The organism is Bacillus sp. LR_5 (genome assembly GCF_042709275.1).
In genome coordinates this window covers 1-15,400 of record NZ_JAVAXX010000153.1, presented here as the reverse complement: position 1 = coordinate 15,400, position 15,400 = coordinate 1, and the positions used below count along the sequence as shown (strand labels likewise).

The following is a 15,400-nucleotide window of genomic DNA, read 5'->3' as shown; positions in this document are numbered from 1 at the left end:
AAAGCTGAAAGAAGAAATTGATCTAGATATCGAACAGATGGAAGAGGATCAGCTGCTTCTCCTGTATTATCAGCTGATCAGCTACCGGCACCAAATTATGCTGGATTATGTAAAGCCTGACCTGCACGAGGAATCTCAGCTTCAATATCGTGAATTGATCAAAACGCTGGAAAGCAATCAGGACAGCATCTCCGGATTATCTGAGTATTATTTTCACTTGTTTAGAGGAATGTACGAATTTGAACAGAACAATTACATCTCGGCTATATCCTTTTATCGGAAAGCTGAGAAGATGCTTGCGTTTGTAGAAGATGAAATTGAAAGAGCGGAATTTCATTTTAAAGTGGCGGAAGTCTTTTATATTATGAAGCAGACGCACTTTTCCATGAACCACGCTGTACAGGCGCTGGAGACGTATAAGGCTCACGATTTTTATAGAGTCAGAAGAATTCAATGCCATTTCGTCATATCAGGAAACTATATAGACTACAGAAATTATGAAAAAGCGCTTGAACATTTAGATGACGCGTATCGCCTTGCTTTATTGGAAGGACAGCCCCGTTTGATCGGATCAGCCCTTTATAATATCGGGAATTGCTATGATGACAAGGGGGAGCTGGATCAGGCCGCCGAATACTTTGAAAAAGCGCTTCCTGTCTTCGAGGATTATCAGCTGGAACAGCTTCCAAAAGCGCTCTTCAGCCTGACTCGCGTTCTTTTCAAAAAACAAGATAGCGAAGCCGCGATACGGTACTATGAAAAAGGGATTGCCATTGCCCAAAAACGAAACGACTTCTTCAGTCTGGCAAAATATAAATTTCTGCAGGCATTATATGTGGAATCTGTCAATTTGGATATGATTCAAGAAGTATTTGATTATATGGAAGAAAAGGGCCTGTATGTATATATTGAAGAATTTGCTTTAGATGCTGCCTCTTATTTCAGTCATCGCGAACAATATAAAGAAGCGGTGTATTTTTATGAAAAAGCGGTCAGCATGAGAGAGATGATTCAAAGGAACGATTGTTTATATGAAGTATGAGACAAAACCATCTGCTGGCAGATGGTTTTTTTTTATGCAAAAAAAGGGGAGCATCGGAACGTTTATTTCCGGGGAGAACAGGAAAAATCGCTACAGCACTGTTTTTTGAACAAAAGCCGTTTTGGGATGCAGATATGCATGTGAGGGGGAATTCAATGTTTGGTTTTAATGATATGGTGAAGTTTCTGTGGTCTTTCCTCATTGTTCTGCCGCTTGTACAGATTATACATGTTTCAGGGCACAGCTTTATGGCTTTTATTTTTGGCGGAAAGGGATCGTTGGATATAGGCATGGGAAAAACGCTGCTTAAAATTGGACCCATACGGTTCAGAACGATTTATTTTATCGATTCTTTTTGCCGGTACGGGGAGTTGAAAATTGACAATCGATTCTCAAATGCACTCGTGTATGCAGGGGGCTGCTTGTTTAACCTCATCACGATTTTTGCAATCAATCTGCTGATTATACACAGTGTATTAAAGCCGAATGTGTTTTTCTATCAGTTTGTCTATTTTTCTACGTATTATGTGTTTTTTGCCCTGCTGCCGGTCCGATATTCGGAGAAAAAGTCATCAGACGGGCTGGCGATATACAAGGTGCTCCGTTACGGAGAGCGCTACGAAATCGATAAATAACATTAGAATGTTTATTGCCTCTCAGATCGGGAAAGTAACAAGTACACACATAATTGAGAGGGGAGAATTAACATGGGTAACGATAGTGTAAAAGACAAAATGAAGGGCGGCTTCAATAAAGCCAAAGGAGAAGTGAAGGATAAAGTCGGAGATATGGCTGACAAAACGGACATGCAGGCTGAAGGCAAAAAAGATAAGGCAAAAGGCGAAATCCAAAAGGATATCGGGAAAGCCAAGGATAAATTTTCAGATAAAGATTAATCGTACGGAAGAGGCAGGAAACGAAATGTTTCTTGTCTTTTTTTGTTCGATTTTTCTGATGTAAATAAATATAACAAAAAAAGAAGCTGATTTGGTCAAGGTAACTAAATTTTTTAAATATTCTTTGAATTAATAGACCTCTTCTATATAATAATGACATAAGTTGTAAACTTTTATTACATCATTTGAGAAATCAAACAAAGGGGTTTTGATGACGGAATGTACTGCACCGAAGAAAGTGTCGGAAGCCACGGGAGTGCGAAAAAACAGTTGATATCGACACAAGCGGGGATTCAGTGAAGGCCGGAATTCTTCACTCGTTAAGAGGAACGGTGGCGATCAGCGAAGTGACCGTCCATGATACGGAGTTAATGGCAATAGTCGGGTTCTCGGTATCGTGGAGGGCGGCGCCTCAGACTGGCTTCCATGCCATGCTTCCGGTTGCGGAGCAAAACAACAGGCTGCCATCAGGAATGTAACGTCTGGTTATGACCAATCGATGGTTTAGCACAGCCTTAGCATGGAGGTTCACCCGGGGCAGATTGTTGCTGTATTAGGCCGACTCCGGCTAAACAGGGGGGGCTATTTATTTTAATCAAACGTTTGTTCAAAACGAAAAGGCGGCCAACAGCAGCAGCTTGCAATCACCAGAGCGCTGATGGTAAATCTGAAAAATATTTTACTTAATGAACAATTGGGAGGAATTCAGATTTTAATTGTCGAACTAGTCAGACAAGTTATTATAGAAATTTCCAGAAAAAAAGACATTTCTGTTATCTTAGTCGGGCGCAGTCTGGAAAACGCGTTAATCTGTGCTGACTATCTTTCTGTGATCGACAGGGGAACGGCTGTTACCATGGGAAGGCCTAAAGAAACGGCATGCCGCTTTGAAAGGCACCCTACCGTATGACCCCCATTCTCGAAGAAAGGGAGGTGATGTCCCGCCTGCATGCTCCACAAATTCGTAGTAACCGCATCCGCTTTATAAGACAAAAGAAGGAGGATTACAGATGAAACTGACACCGGTTGAACAAGAAAAATTGCTCATTTTTGCAGCGGGGGAATTAGCCAAACAGCGAAAGGCGCGGGGCGTTCTGCTGAACTATCCTGAGGCTGCTGCTTATATCACCTGCTTTATTATGGAAGGCGCACGTGATGGGAAGGGAGTAGCAGAGCTGATGGAAGCCGGCCGCCATGTATTAACGGAAAAAGATGTGATGGAAGGTGTGCCTGAGATGCTGGACAGCATTCAGGTGGAGGCCACATTTCCGGATGGAGTAAAGCTTGTTACGGTACATCAGCCAATTTCTGCGGAGGTGAAGTCATGAAGCCGGGAGCATTTCAAATTGCTGAGGGAACCATTACGATTAATGAAGGCCGTGAGATACGGGAGGTAACGGTAAAAAACACCGGATCACGCTCCATTCAAGTCGGTTCGCATTTTCATTTTGCGGAGGCCAACGGGGCTTTATTATTTGACCGTGAGCTGGCGATCGGCATGCGTCTTGATGTTCCATCAGGCACGTCGGTCCGTTTTGAGCAGGGAGAGCAGAAAACGGTCTCACTAGTGGAAATCAGAGGACGCAAGACAATTAAAGGGCTGAACGGAATGGCCGACACGTTTATCGATGAACGCGGCAAAGAAAAAACGTTGGCCAACTTAAAACAAGCCGGCTGGATGGAGGGTGTAATCCGATGAAAATGTCACGGGAGGAATATGCGGAACTGTTTGGCCCGACAACGGGCGATAAAATCAGATTGGGCGACACGGATTTATGGATCGAAGTCGAAAAGGATTTCACAGTATACGGTGAAGAAATGATCTTTGGCGGCGGAAAAACAATCCGCGACGGCATGGGCCAAAACGGCAGAATCACAGGGAAGGACGGCGCTTTGGATTTGGTTATCACCAACGTCGTGCTATTGGATTACACAGGCATTGTCAAAGCGGATGTCGGTGTGAAAGACGGCCGGATTGTCGGTGTCGGAAAAAGCGGAAATCCTGATATCATGGATGGAGTCGATCCGCACATGGTCATCGGAGCGGGGACAGAGGTGATTTCCGGTGAAGGCAAAATTTTAACAGCCGGGGGAGTGGACACGCACATTCATTTTATTTGTCCTCAGCAGATGGAAGTTGCGCTTTCTTCAGGTGTGACAACCCTTTTGGGAGGCGGAACAGGACCCGCAACAGGCAGCAAAGCGACAACATGTACATCCGGCGCGTGGTATATGGCAAGGATGCTGGAAGCGGCCGAGGAGTTTCCGATCAATGTCGGCTTCTTAGGAAAAGGGAATGCATCCGATAAAGCGCCGCTGATCGAGCAGGTGGAAGCAGGCGCCATCGGCCTTAAGCTTCATGAAGACTGGGGCACGACGCCAAGCGCCATTAAAACGTGTATGGAAGTCGTGGACGAGGCTGATATTCAAGTTGCCATCCATACCGATACGCTTAACGAAGCGGGCTTTTTGGAAAACACGCTCGACGCGATCGGGGACCGGGTCATTCATACTTATCACATTGAAGGTGCAGGCGGCGGCCATGCCCCGGATATTATGAAGCTCGCTTCTTACGCGAACATTCTGCCGTCATCTACAACGCCAACCATTCCTTATACCGTTAATACGATGGATGAGCATCTTGACATGATGATGGTCTGCCACCATTTAGATGCGAAAGTGCCTGAAGATGTGGCGTTCAGCCATTCCAGAATCAGGGCTGCGACGATTGCCGCGGAGGATATTCTCCATGATATCGGTGCGATCAGCATGACATCATCGGATTCCCAAGCGATGGGGCGGGTCGGTGAAGTGATCATCCGAACATGGCAGGTAGCCGATAAAATGAAAAAACAGCGCGGCGCTCTTGCCGGTGAAAACGGTAATGACAATGTGCGCGCAAAAAGGTACATTGCCAAATACACGATTAATCCGGCAATTACGCACGGGCTCAGCCATGAAGTCGGCTCGGTGGAAAAAGGGAAGCTTGCTGATCTCGTTCTGTGGGACCCGGTATTTTTCGGCGTAAAACCGGAACTGGTCTTAAAGGGCGGCATGATTGCACGTGCGCAAATGGGAGATCCGAACGCGTCCATCCCGACTCCTGAACCGGTTTTCATGCGCCAAATGTATGCGTCTTACGGAAAAGCCAACCGTTCAACCTCGATTACATTTATGTCTCAGGCAAGCATAGAGCGTGGTGTGGCGGAAAGCTTAGGGCTGGAAAAAAGGATTTCTCCAGTCAAAAATATCAGAAAGCTGAGCAAGCTGGATATGAAGCTGAACTCGGCTTTGCCGAAGATTGAGATTGATCCAAAAACCTATCAGGTCTTTGCTGACGGGGAGGAATTGTCTTGCCAGCCTGTCGATTATGTCCCCCTTGGACAAAGATATTTCTTATTCTGATAAGACGCGGCCGGAGTGCATCCGGCCGTTCTATTGACTAAAAACGGTGCACAAAACCCATGTATTTAGTGTATATTAGATGTTGACAAACGAATCAAATGTAACTATTATAGTTACAACGGTGGTGAAAAAACATGATTAACAGCCGTCTTGCTGTTGCCATTCATATTTTATCCCTCATCTCGATGGATGAAAAAACATCTTCAGAAATCATTGCAGACAGTGTCAACACGAATCCAGTAGTCGTGCGAAGAATGATCAGCCTGCTGAAAAAAGCTGATATTCTCACATCACGCGCAGGGGTGCCGGGTGCAAGCCTCAAAAAAGATCCTGCTGATATTTCTCTTTTAGAAGTGTACCGGGCTGTCCAAAAGCAAGAAGAACTCTTTGCGGTTCATGAAAACCCGAATCCGAAATGTCCGGTAGGGAAAAAAATTCAGAACGCTCTGGATGAAACGTTTGAAAGTGTGCAAAGAGCGATGGAAAATGAACTGGCAAGCAAGTCATTAAAAGATGTTATGAATCATCTCTTTTAATCAAAAGGGATGACTTCTCACCACTAACATGTAACTAAAATTGTTACAAATAAGGAGGAAATGAAAAATGAAAATTGGTATTATCGGCGCAAGCGGGAAAGCGGGAAACGAGATTTTGAAAGAAGCGAAAACAAGAGGCCATGAAGTGACAGCCATCGTCAGAAACGCTTCAAAAGTGCAGGAGCAGGACGTAGCGGTTTTGGAGAAAGATGTGTTTGAACTGACTGCGGAAGACATCAAGCCTTTCGACGCGGTCGTAAACGCTTTTGGAGCAGCACCCGGCCAAGAACATCTTCATGTTGAAGCAGGAAGAGCACTCATCAGCATCTTAAAGGACGCGAAGCACACAAGATTGCTTGTTGTTGGCGGAGCGGGAAGCCTGTTTGTTGATGAAGCCAAAACAACCCGTTTAATGGATACGCCGGAATTTCCGAAAGAATATTTGCCAACTGCATCAAATCAAGGAGAGAACCTGAAAGATTTGCAGCAGACAGACTCCATTTCCTGGACGTTCCTCAGTCCTGCGGCATTTTTTGATCCAGCAGGAAAACGGACTGGCTCTTACCAAAAAGGAAAAGACAATGTCATCGTAAATGCAAAAGGCGACAGCTATATCAGCTATGCAGATTATGCCATTGCCGTGTTGGATGAGCTTGAACATCCCGAACACAAAAATGAACGCTTCACAGTGGTAAGCGAAGCGGAATAATAAAAAACCCGGAGCCAGCTCCGGGTTTTTCTCATTAATAAGTGCTGTACGTATCGCTGAAAAGGCCGTCAGCAATCCCAAGCATTAAAAAGATGAAGAAGGCGATAATCGCAAGAATGGATACAGCAATGCTTACGATCAAATAAATCCCTTGCATCTTTACGAATTTCGCGTAATTCTCCAGCATTAAGTCTTCAGACTGTCCGCTATTGTGTTCAGCCATTTGGCCTGCTTCCCTAGCTGACCTCATCAAAAAGATACCGGAAATAATTTGCAGTACGCCTGGCACGGCACCGATTAGAAAAATGAACGCGCCTGAAAGCGCGGTAATTGCGCCCATAATAATAAATAAAATGCCTGTAGCTTTTCCCCATTTCGAAATGCTGATGAGGGTTTTGTTCATTGTTTCAGGATTCATGTATACTGGCTCCCCTTTACAAAAAAATACTCACTTTTCTTTTATACACTATTTGTGAGAAGTTTTGTATAGAAAATAACATTTTGGGGATTGACCCTAACGTTGCGTGATTGTTTACGATAAAAAAGAGGAGGTGTTATGTATGAAATATCAAGTTAAACAAGTGGCGGAGATATCAGGTGTTAGCATTCGGACGCTTCATCACTATGACAATATTGAGCTTCTGAATCCTTCAGCGCTTACTGATGCTGGGTATCGTTTGTACAGTGACGCAGACCTGGAAAAACTGCAGCAGATTTTATTTTTCAAGGAAATCGGGTTTCGTTTGGATGAGATTAAAGAGATGCTGGATCATCCGAATTTTGACCGGAAAGCGGCACTTCAGTCGCAAAAGGAGATATTGATGAAGAAAAAACAAAGAATGGATGAGATGATTCAAACAATTGACAGGACGCTTTTGTCCGTTGATGGAGGGGAAACGATGAATAAGAGAGATTTATTTGCCGGATTAAGCATGAAAGACATTGAAGAGCACCAGCAGACATACGCTGATGAAGTCAGAAAGCTGTATGGAAAGGAAATCGCAGAAGAAACAGAGAAAAGGACATCTGCATATTCGGCAGATGATTGGCGCACGATCATGGCTGAATTTGATTCGATTTACAGACGAATTGCGGCACGAATAAAGCATGGGCCCGATGATGCAGAAGTTCAGGCCGCAGTGGGGGCATTTCGCGATCATATTTGCCAATATCATTACGATTGCACACTCGACATTTTCAGAGGACTCGGGGAAGTGTATATCACTGACGAGCGATTTACCGATTCAATCAATCAATATGGAGAAGGTCTTGCCGCTTTTTTGCGGGAGGCGATCATCATTTACTGTGACCATCAGGAAAACCCCCGGCCGTAAAGGCCGGGGGTTTGCGCATCTTATAAGATCGGCGACAACAGCCGCGAGACGGATTCTTTTATTCGAATCCACAACGGGCGCTGCAGATACTCCTCATAGGTGAATTTTCTGGATACTAGCAAATCTTCTTTAAAAGTTGAAACCAGTTTTTTAGCAATGGTGATATCGTAAATAAATGCATTAACCTCAAAATTCAGCCTGAAGCTTCGGACATCAATGTTCGCTGTGCCGACTGAAGCGATTTCGTCATCCACCACGATGGTTTTCGCGTGAATAAAGCCGTTATCGTAAATATAGACAGTGGCTCCGGCTTTCAGCAGATCGCCGATATACGAAAGTGTTGCCCAGTATACAAAGGCATGATCGGGCTTGTTCGGAATCATAATGTTAACGTCAATGCCCGAAAGGCAAGCGATCCTTAGAGCATCCAGCAGGCTTGCATCTGGGATAAAATAAGGTGTTTGTATCAAAATGGAACGCTTGGCGTTCGAAATCATTTTGATGTAGCCATTTTTAATTTGTTCCCATTCCGAATCAGGGCCGCTTGTGACAATCTGCATCCCGACGTTGCCTTTTGGGCCGTAATCAGGAAAGTGATTTGGAATATATGTCAGCGTATGGTGATGAGAAGCTTGGTTCCAGTCAAGGATGAACCGTGTTTGGATGGCGTGTACGGCCGTTCCTTGCAGCCGGATATGCGTATCCCGCCAATAACCGAATTTCGGATTAAGCCCTAGATACTCATCTCCGACGTTAAAGCCTCCGACATAACCGGTCATACCGTCTATGATCACAAGCTTTCGATGGTTCCGGTAATTCAGCCGCAGGTTAATCGGCCTGAGCTTTGACGGGAAAAAGACCTCCACATGCCCGCCAGCCTCGCGAAGCTCTTTAAAAAACTTTTTTCTCAGCGTTCTGGACCCGAGTTCATCATAAAGCACTCTGACCTGAACACCTTCTTTCGCCTTTTGGATGAGAGCGTCCCGCAATTTTTTGCCTAATTCATCGCCTTTATAAATATAATACTGTAAATGGATATGATCCTTAGCCTTTGAAATGTCACTCAGCAGCCGCTGAAATTTATCCCGTCCATCTGTAATGACGTCAACTGAATTATCCTCTGTAAACACAGCATGGTTATTCATAATCAGCATATAAATTAAATCTTTGTTATCAAAGGTTGCCCGGTTGTTAAACTGAAATTGCTTGGTTTCTAAATCTTCAAGCTGATGCTTCAGCAGCCTTTCAATTCCAATCTTTTTCCGGTCTTCCCATTGAAACAAATGCTTGCGTCTGAGATTATGGCCGAATAATAAGTATAAAATAAAGCCTAAAACGGGAATAAAGAAAAGAACAAGCAGCCACGCCCAAGATGCACTGGCATCGCGCCGTTCTTTGAAGATGACAATGATGGCCAAAAGAATATTTAAAATGAAAAAAAGTGATAAAAGGATGGAAGAAATACTCACTTTGTAACCCCGCTCATTCATATTTATCAAGAAGATTGCCATTAGTATTCCATGAATAACAGTGATCTGATTCCCATTACAAATTATAACACTCACATTTTAAAAGAATAAAGAGCGGCGATCCAGATTCTTCGTGAAAAATACGGGCAGATTTCTTTAAAACCAGCTTGCACCTGCGTTAAAATAAACACATATGATAACGTTCGTGAAGCTTGAAACATGAAATAAAGGGGGAGGATTATATGAACTTTTACAGAGTCGAACAAATGCCGGGGTTCATCAAAACAGAAATGCAAAAAATTCAAAAGGCCGTACAGCCTTTCATGAAAAAAACCGTCATTTACCGTTTTCTTGCTATTCCGCTTGCTGCATTCTCTCTCTTTAATTTAGCTGCTTTTCTATTTCATGCTTCAGCTGACAGGGAGTCCCTGATCAGCGCAGGCATATTCGCCCTTTTGGCGGCGCTCGGGCTCGCATTTTTTAAAGAGGCAGGCTATCAGCATAAACAAATCCAAAAAACGGTTCACATCTATATGCTGAACAGGATCAAAAAGAGCGAAATCCTTTCAGAAGAGCGGAAAAGCTCCTACGCACGACAAATAAAGGAAGAGCCTTTTGCGATGCGGAGTTTTGTTGAATTTTTGACTGAGGAAGACAGACGCAAAAAAATGTATTAAAGAAGATCTGCACCCGGATTGTTGAGATTTTCCAGACGATCCGGGTGTGTTTTTTTGCATGCAGACACCCGAAATAAAAAGCGCGGTTTCGGATTGATTCCGACTTCATCCGTTTTTTTGATATTCATTTCTGGGTAACAGCGTTGCTTTGTTGATTTCCTCTACTAGAGATGTCTATTGTATGCTTGCTTCAGGATTTGGTGTTTACGCCGGCCTGCTTTGAATAGTCAAATAAAATAGGCATGGTTCCGTTTATATGGAACTCATGCCCTGTCCTGTCTCATCATTATTCAAACACCGGATCATCCTCATAATAATAGGAATCCGGATCTTCATACGAAGGCGTGTTCTCAAAAGCAGCAATGCCGATTACCACCAGCACGAAAATGGCTACAATGATCCCGATCAGGACAGTAACGATACTGGATGCTGCATAAAACAGCTGCATTTTTATAAATGTCCCGTAATTTTCAAGCATGCTTTCGCCAGCGCTGCCGGCTAGATTTCCGTCGGCTTCTGCGGCTGCTTTTGCTGAGCGCATCAAAAATACGCCTGATATAATGAGCAGTACGCCCGGAATGGCGCCAATCACTGTCATCAAAACAGAAAGAGTGACAAGCGACCCCATAATGATTAACAAGATGCCAGAAATTTTTCCCCACTTGGCAATGTCGGATAGCGACTTGACAGCGGAGGCGCTCAGCTGGCGGGTCTCCTGTTCAACAGGTGCAGTCTCCTGTTCAGCGAGGCTATTTTCTTCATTATGATGTTCAATTTCGTTTTCATCTTTATCCAGACTAATCATGAAAGCTCTCTCCCTAAAATTTTTAAATCGTATCTTTTCCCGTCCATTTCGGCGATGCCGGGGAATAATCCCCATTCTGCAAACCCGTGCTTTTCAAACAGCTTCAGGCTTGGTTTATTATGCCCGAAAATGAAGGCCATAAGTGAGCGGATGCCAAGATTCGGGGCAATGCGGAGCGCTTCTTGAAGCAAATATGATCCAACACCTTTGCCGCGGCATGCTTCGTCAATGTATATGCTGACCTCCGCTGTTTTATTATAGGCTGGCCTTCCATAAAATGTTTCAAAGCTGATCCAGGCAGCGACGTTTCCGTTTTCGTCCTCGGCCACATAGAGCGGGCGTGACTCTGTATGTCCCAAAAACCATTCCATCCGGTCTTCAGGAGTTACCGGTTCGGTATCGGCTGTTACCATTCGAGAAGCAATCGTTGAATTATAAATCGCCACAACAGCCTCCAAGTCTTTATGTTCAGCAAGACGCAATGTCATGTTCATATGTTTTTGGCACTCCTCTCAAAAAAATACATATTTTCGTTCAGTCTGTGCAAACTACATCTAAAAAAGTTTTTTTGGATAGGTTGTATATATTTTCAGAAAAGTGTTCAGAATGTTGCTGAGGTGATGAAACAATGAGAGAGGAAGAAAAGAAAACTTCTCAAGTCAAAAAACTTCAGCAGTTTTTTCGTAAACGCTGGGTGTTCCCTGCAATTTACTTAGTCAGTGCGGCCGTCATTTTAACAGCTGTCCTTTGGTATCAATCAGTATCAAATGATGAGGTGAAGGATCAGTTGGCTGATAACGGCGGAAACTCCGCATATGACAACAACGACGATGCAGTTGAAGTAGGAAAGTCAATGGAAAATGTCGCAATGCCGGTTGTTGATTCTGAAAACGTTTCTGTTGTGAAAAAGTTCTATGAAACCGATGCCGCAAAAGAAGAGAAAGAAGCAGCACTCGTTACCTATAATAACACGTACAGCCTAAGCAAAGGAATTGACTTAGCTGAGAAAGACGGAAAAGATTTCGATGTCTCTGCTTCTCTGAGCGGTACGGTTGTTAAAGCTGAAAAAGATCCAGTGCTGGGATATGTTGTGGAAGTAGAACATGCCGACGGTTTATCGACTGTGTATCAATCTCTTTCCGAAGTAAGCGTTGAGCAAGGTGACAAAGTAAAACAAAATCAAGTGATCGGAAAATCTGGCAAGAACCTTTACAGTGAAGATAGCGGAAACCACGTGCACTTTGAAATCCGTAAAGATGGGGTCGCAATGAATCCGTTAAACTTTATGGACAAACCAGTTTCTTCTATTGAAAAAGCAGCAGCTGCTGAAGAAAAAGCTGCCACCCAAGAAACAGAAGAATCCATTCAGCAATCTTCCGAGAAAAAGGACGGATCAACTGAAAAAGGAACAGAAGAAAAATCCGGTGAGAAAAAGGATGATTCAACTGACAAATCTGGTTCCAAAGAAAGCAGCACAACAGAAGACACTGAACAGTCTTAATGAAGAAAACGTCTATCCTTGTGATGGGCGTTTTTTTCTGTTACTTTTTGCTTTGTTTTACCGTCTATGTAGTTACATGTAGGCACGTACGTTATAAAGGAGGTTATGTCATGAACCGCCTATTGCTCGCAGGCTGGATCTTTTTTATCCTGCTTTCTGTCTGTACGGAAAGCTTCAGCGGCATGGTCGTATCGCAAACGGTGGCTTTTCATTTTCAGCCGCACCCTGATCTGTCTCAATTTTTAGTTATGGATTTTACTGAGCTTACTGTACCTGAAGCGTTTATTCAAAAAATCGGGCACGCGTTTTCCTTCTTTGTGCTGACATATTTGCTGTGGAAACAGCGGGGCAGCATAAGATCAGCTGCAGCCGGCTCGTTCGCATTTGCTTTTTTCACAGAAGTTCTTCAGCTCTTCTTCAGCAGGAATGGTTGTATCCGGGATGTGCTCATCGATGCTGTTGGTATTGGATTGTTTTATGGTTTATATGTGTTGGCGAAGCGAAGAAAACAAGAGATGTATGAGAAATATTAAAGCCGGCTGTCTTGATTTCAGACGCCGGCTTTTGTCTTTCTTAGAAATTTTGATCGGTTGGTTTTTTCGTCAGTTTATTGATAATGGCTTCATAGATCCTCACGATCAAATCGACGAACGGGCGAAGCAGATCTGAAAATCTAAAGAAAAGGAACCCGATAATGATGGCGACAACGAGGCTGCCCAATACATCTACCGGATAGTGATGTCCCACCCAAATTCTCGAAAATCCTGTCAAAAGCCCAAAAATGACAAGCGGCCAGCCGATTTTGCGGTTTCTGAAAAGCATCGCAATAGAAATCGCTAATGCACCTGTCGTGTGGTCACTTGGAAATGAAGCATCCGCAGCATGCGGAATCAGTGTATGCACTGTATGCGCAACGAACGGGCGCGGTTCGAAATAAACAAGCGTAATCAAATAGTTGATCACAAGGCCTGCAATTCCTGTGATGCCTGCGTATAGCACATGTTTTCTGCTTTGTGTGTTCCCAAACAGCCAGATTGCCAATAGGATAAGGGCATAGGCGACAATGGCATATTCCGTGATGAAGACCATAATGGAATCGAGAACTGAATTGTGATGAGATAGTCCATGGATTGCTTTAAAAATTTCGTAGTTCAAATAATCACCTTTTACATTTTTATATTTAGTAGACTAATCTTACTCATGAAAAGTTTCAAATAAAAATAGAGATTGTCTGAAATAACGGCGCTTGAAGAGAATTCGAAGAGGAATCGCGGTTTCTGGGGGGGATTCTGTGCACAAAAAAAGAGATCCGGAGTGTCCGAATCTCGTACCGATATTAAAGTGCTTCAGGTCCTTCTTCGCCTGTGCGGATGTTGATCGTATTGCTGATTTCATAGACAAATATTTTACCGTCACCAGGTGATCCCGTTTTCAGCACCCTTTTAGCGGTCTCAGTCACTTGATCAACAGGAACCTTGCTGACCACAATTTCTATTTTTAAACGTTCGTATACATTGCTTTCTATTTTTACCCCTCGATAGAGCTCCGTATGTGCTTTTTGAAGGCCGCAGCCGTGTACATTGGAGAAAGTCAGAGAGGTCACTCCGATTTTTCCGAGTTCCTGCTTCAGCTTTTCAAAATTTGCCGGACGCGTTACAATTTCTACCTTGAACATTTGACCGCTCATAGCGTCACTCCTCACATAGAATCTTGATATGCTTTTTCCCCGTGCATCGTTAAGTCAAGCCCAAGTGACTCTTCTTCTTCGGTTGCGCGAAGGGGAAGGAAGAGGCTTACAATTTTAATAATAACGAAAGTGACAACAAATACAAAAACATAAGTGGCGGCGATGGCGACGATTTGTTTCCAGATTAAGCTTGCATCACCGTAAAATAACCCATCTGCGCCCGCTGAGTTAACAGAGGTTGTTGCGAATAATCCTGTTGCGATTCCGCCCCATGTGCCGCCGATCCCGTGCAGGCCAAAGGCGTCAAGCGCGTCGTCGTATCCGAATTTCTTTTTAAGCGAGAATACGCCCCAGAAACAAACTGCCCCGCCGATGATGCCGATAATAATAGAAGCGAACGGTGTGACAAATCCGGCAGCCGGCGTAATGGCGACAAGCCCGGCGATTGCACCAGATACCGCTCCGAGCATTGTCGGTTTTTTGTTAATGATCCATTCTACTAAGATCCAGCCGGCGATCCCGGCTGCAGCCGCGGTGTTTGTGTTGATGAAGGCGTACATGGCCACACCATCTAAGGTCAATGCGCTGCCGACGTTAAAGCCGAACCAGCCGAACCAAATCAAAGCTCCTCCTAAGAAGGTGTAAATGAGGTTATGCGGAGAAGACGCTGTACCGTCTTTCCGTTTGCCGAGCACAATGGCAAGAACAAGTCCTGCCACCCCGGAGGAAATATGAACAACATTGCCGCCAGCGAAATCGAGCGCTCCAAGCTGGCCGATCCAGCCGCCGCCCCATACCCAGTGCGCTACGGGTGTGTAAACCAAAGAGGCCCATAAAACCGAGAATAAAAGAAAAGCGCCGAATCGCATCCGCTCTGCGAAAGCCCCGGAAATAATCGCTGTAGTCAGAACGGCGAACGTCATTTGGAACATCATAAATAACGAGTGGGGGATGGTATCGCTGTAATCTCCTGGATCAAATCCGACCCCTTTGAGGCCTGCCCACTCCAGCCCGCCGATGATTGAATTGCCTGGTGCGAAGGCAAGTGTATATCCGAACAGCACCCAAACGATGGAAACGATGGCAATGGAAGAGAAACTGTGCATGGCAGTGCTCAGCACATTTTTGCTCTTTACCATTCCTCCATAAAATAACGCTAATCCCGGGGTCATCAGCCACACGAGTAAAGCGCAAAAGAACATAAAAACTGTATCGCCCATTTGCATGTCTCATTCCTCCGTATCTTTCAGAATAAAAAGCAATTATTATATTTCTTCATTATAGAGAAAAAAGAATGATAAAACATTTTCATGTAAGATTTCCTGACATGGTTTTTAAG

The 15,400-nt window shown here is 44.2% G+C and carries 20 protein-coding genes and 2 pseudogenes; 14 read left to right on the top strand and 8 right to left on the bottom strand.

The window, feature by feature from the left end; genetic code table 11:
- The 10 genes and pseudogenes from rapB to RAC86_RS23945 form a co-directional block, all read left to right on the top strand.
- On the top strand, positions 1-1,042 hold a 1,042-nt coding region (gene rapB, locus RAC86_RS23990), incomplete at its 5' end, for a response regulator aspartate phosphatase RapB (RefSeq protein WP_377886092.1).
- A gap of 155 nt (positions 1,043-1,197) precedes the next feature.
- The gene (locus tag RAC86_RS23985) at positions 1,198-1,677 is read left to right on the top strand and encodes a hypothetical protein (RefSeq protein ID WP_003244390.1); all 480 of its coding nucleotides are present in this window, start codon (positions 1,198-1,200) and stop codon (positions 1,675-1,677) included.
- 72 nt (positions 1,678-1,749) lie between these two features.
- Positions 1,750-1,938: a stress response protein CsbD gene (gene csbD, locus RAC86_RS23980; protein WP_015251021.1), complete on the top strand. Its 189-nt coding sequence runs from the start codon at positions 1,750-1,752 to the stop codon at positions 1,936-1,938.
- A 211-nt stretch (positions 1,939-2,149) separates the two neighbouring features.
- Positions 2,150-2,318: pseudogene (locus tag RAC86_RS23975) on the top strand (urea ABC transporter substrate-binding protein); the annotation flags it as partial.
- A gap of 278 nt (positions 2,319-2,596) precedes the next feature.
- A pseudogene (locus tag RAC86_RS23970) lies at positions 2,597-2,757 on the top strand (hypothetical protein).
- A 191-nt stretch (positions 2,758-2,948) separates the two neighbouring features.
- A complete protein-coding gene (gene ureA, locus RAC86_RS23965; protein ID WP_003227724.1) occupies positions 2,949-3,266 on the top strand; it encodes an urease subunit gamma in 318 nt (105 codons plus the stop codon).
- Positions 3,263-3,637 carry an urease subunit beta gene (gene ureB / locus RAC86_RS23960; protein WP_029726054.1) on the top strand — a complete coding sequence of 125 codons (375 nt, stop codon included), beginning with the start codon at positions 3,263-3,265 and terminating at the stop codon, positions 3,635-3,637. Before ureA ends, ureB begins: the two co-directional genes overlap by 4 nt.
- Positions 3,634-5,343, top strand: a complete 1,710-nt coding sequence (gene ureC / locus RAC86_RS23955) for an urease subunit alpha (RefSeq protein WP_014481168.1) — start codon at positions 3,634-3,636, stop codon at positions 5,341-5,343. The genes ureB and ureC overlap by 4 nt, the downstream gene beginning before the upstream one ends.
- Positions 5,344-5,477: 134 nt before the next feature.
- Positions 5,478-5,879 (top strand): Rrf2 family transcriptional regulator, encoded by a 402-nt coding sequence (locus RAC86_RS23950; protein ID WP_003227734.1) that lies wholly within the window; start codon positions 5,478-5,480, stop codon positions 5,877-5,879.
- A gap of 67 nt (positions 5,880-5,946) precedes the next feature.
- Positions 5,947-6,588, top strand: coding sequence for an NAD(P)-dependent oxidoreductase (locus RAC86_RS23945; RefSeq protein WP_015714860.1), 642 nt, complete (start codon positions 5,947-5,949; stop codon positions 6,586-6,588).
- 34 nt (positions 6,589-6,622) lie between these two features.
- On the opposite strand, the gene RAC86_RS23940 is transcribed toward RAC86_RS23945, so the two are convergent.
- Positions 6,623-7,006, bottom strand: a complete 384-nt coding sequence (locus RAC86_RS23940; protein WP_014478231.1) for a DUF5362 family protein — start codon at positions 7,004-7,006, stop codon at positions 6,623-6,625.
- A 142-nt stretch (positions 7,007-7,148) separates the two neighbouring features.
- Here RAC86_RS23940 and mta point away from each other — a divergent pair, with 142 nt between their 5' ends.
- The gene (mta, locus tag RAC86_RS23935) at positions 7,149-7,922 is read left to right on the top strand and encodes a transcriptional activator Mta (protein ID WP_377886091.1); all 774 of its coding nucleotides are present in this window, start codon (positions 7,149-7,151) and stop codon (positions 7,920-7,922) included.
- Between the two features lie 20 nt (positions 7,923-7,942).
- Here mta and cls read toward each other — a convergent pair whose 3' ends face one another.
- Positions 7,943-9,391: a cardiolipin synthase gene (gene cls, locus RAC86_RS23930; RefSeq protein ID WP_003243311.1), complete on the bottom strand. Its 1,449-nt coding sequence runs from the start codon at positions 9,389-9,391 to the stop codon at positions 7,943-7,945.
- A 242-nt stretch (positions 9,392-9,633) separates the two neighbouring features.
- On the opposite strand from cls, the gene RAC86_RS23925 reads away from it, so the two are divergent.
- The gene (locus RAC86_RS23925) at positions 9,634-10,068 is read left to right on the top strand and encodes a DUF5392 family protein (protein ID WP_003244359.1); all 435 of its coding nucleotides are present in this window, start codon (positions 9,634-9,636) and stop codon (positions 10,066-10,068) included.
- On the opposite strand, the gene RAC86_RS23920 is transcribed toward RAC86_RS23925, so the two are convergent.
- The 3 genes from RAC86_RS23920 to RAC86_RS23910 all read right to left on the bottom strand — a co-directional run bounded on the left by RAC86_RS23920 (position 10,065) and on the right by RAC86_RS23910 (position 11,361).
- Positions 10,065-10,196, bottom strand: coding sequence for a hypothetical protein (locus tag RAC86_RS23920; protein ID WP_217024063.1), 132 nt, complete (start codon positions 10,194-10,196; stop codon positions 10,065-10,067). The genes RAC86_RS23925 and RAC86_RS23920 overlap by 4 nt on opposite strands.
- A gap of 158 nt (positions 10,197-10,354) precedes the next feature.
- Positions 10,355-10,873 carry a DUF5362 family protein gene (locus RAC86_RS23915; protein ID WP_377886090.1) on the bottom strand — a complete coding sequence of 173 codons (519 nt, stop codon included), beginning with the start codon at positions 10,871-10,873 and terminating at the stop codon, positions 10,355-10,357.
- A complete protein-coding gene (locus RAC86_RS23910) occupies positions 10,870-11,361 on the bottom strand; it encodes a GNAT family N-acetyltransferase (RefSeq protein ID WP_072692832.1) in 492 nt (163 codons plus the stop codon). Before RAC86_RS23910 ends, RAC86_RS23915 begins: the two co-directional genes overlap by 4 nt.
- A 140-nt stretch (positions 11,362-11,501) precedes the next feature.
- On the opposite strand from RAC86_RS23910, the gene spoIIQ reads away from it, so the two are divergent.
- Both spoIIQ and RAC86_RS23900 read left to right on the top strand, forming a co-directional pair.
- The gene (gene spoIIQ, locus RAC86_RS23905; protein ID WP_014481160.1) at positions 11,502-12,374 is read left to right on the top strand and encodes a stage II sporulation protein SpoIIQ; all 873 of its coding nucleotides are present in this window, start codon (positions 11,502-11,504) and stop codon (positions 12,372-12,374) included.
- A gap of 110 nt (positions 12,375-12,484) precedes the next feature.
- The gene (locus RAC86_RS23900) at positions 12,485-12,907 is read left to right on the top strand and encodes a VanZ family protein (protein WP_003227753.1); all 423 of its coding nucleotides are present in this window, start codon (positions 12,485-12,487) and stop codon (positions 12,905-12,907) included.
- Between the two features lie 40 nt (positions 12,908-12,947).
- Here RAC86_RS23900 and bcrC read toward each other — a convergent pair whose 3' ends face one another.
- From bcrC to amtB, 3 genes are all read right to left on the bottom strand, one after another.
- Positions 12,948-13,529 carry an undecaprenyl-diphosphate phosphatase BcrC gene (gene bcrC / locus RAC86_RS23895; protein ID WP_015714854.1) on the bottom strand — a complete coding sequence of 194 codons (582 nt, stop codon included), beginning with the start codon at positions 13,527-13,529 and terminating at the stop codon, positions 12,948-12,950.
- Between the two features lie 181 nt (positions 13,530-13,710).
- Positions 13,711-14,061, bottom strand: a complete 351-nt coding sequence (locus RAC86_RS23890) for a P-II family nitrogen regulator (RefSeq protein WP_003221829.1) — start codon at positions 14,059-14,061, stop codon at positions 13,711-13,713.
- 11 nt (positions 14,062-14,072) lie between these two features.
- Entirely contained in the window at positions 14,073-15,287 is a 1,215-nt protein-coding gene (amtB, locus tag RAC86_RS23885) for an ammonium transporter AmtB (protein ID WP_108029076.1), read from the bottom strand.
- Positions 15,288-15,400 lie beyond the last annotated feature (113 nt).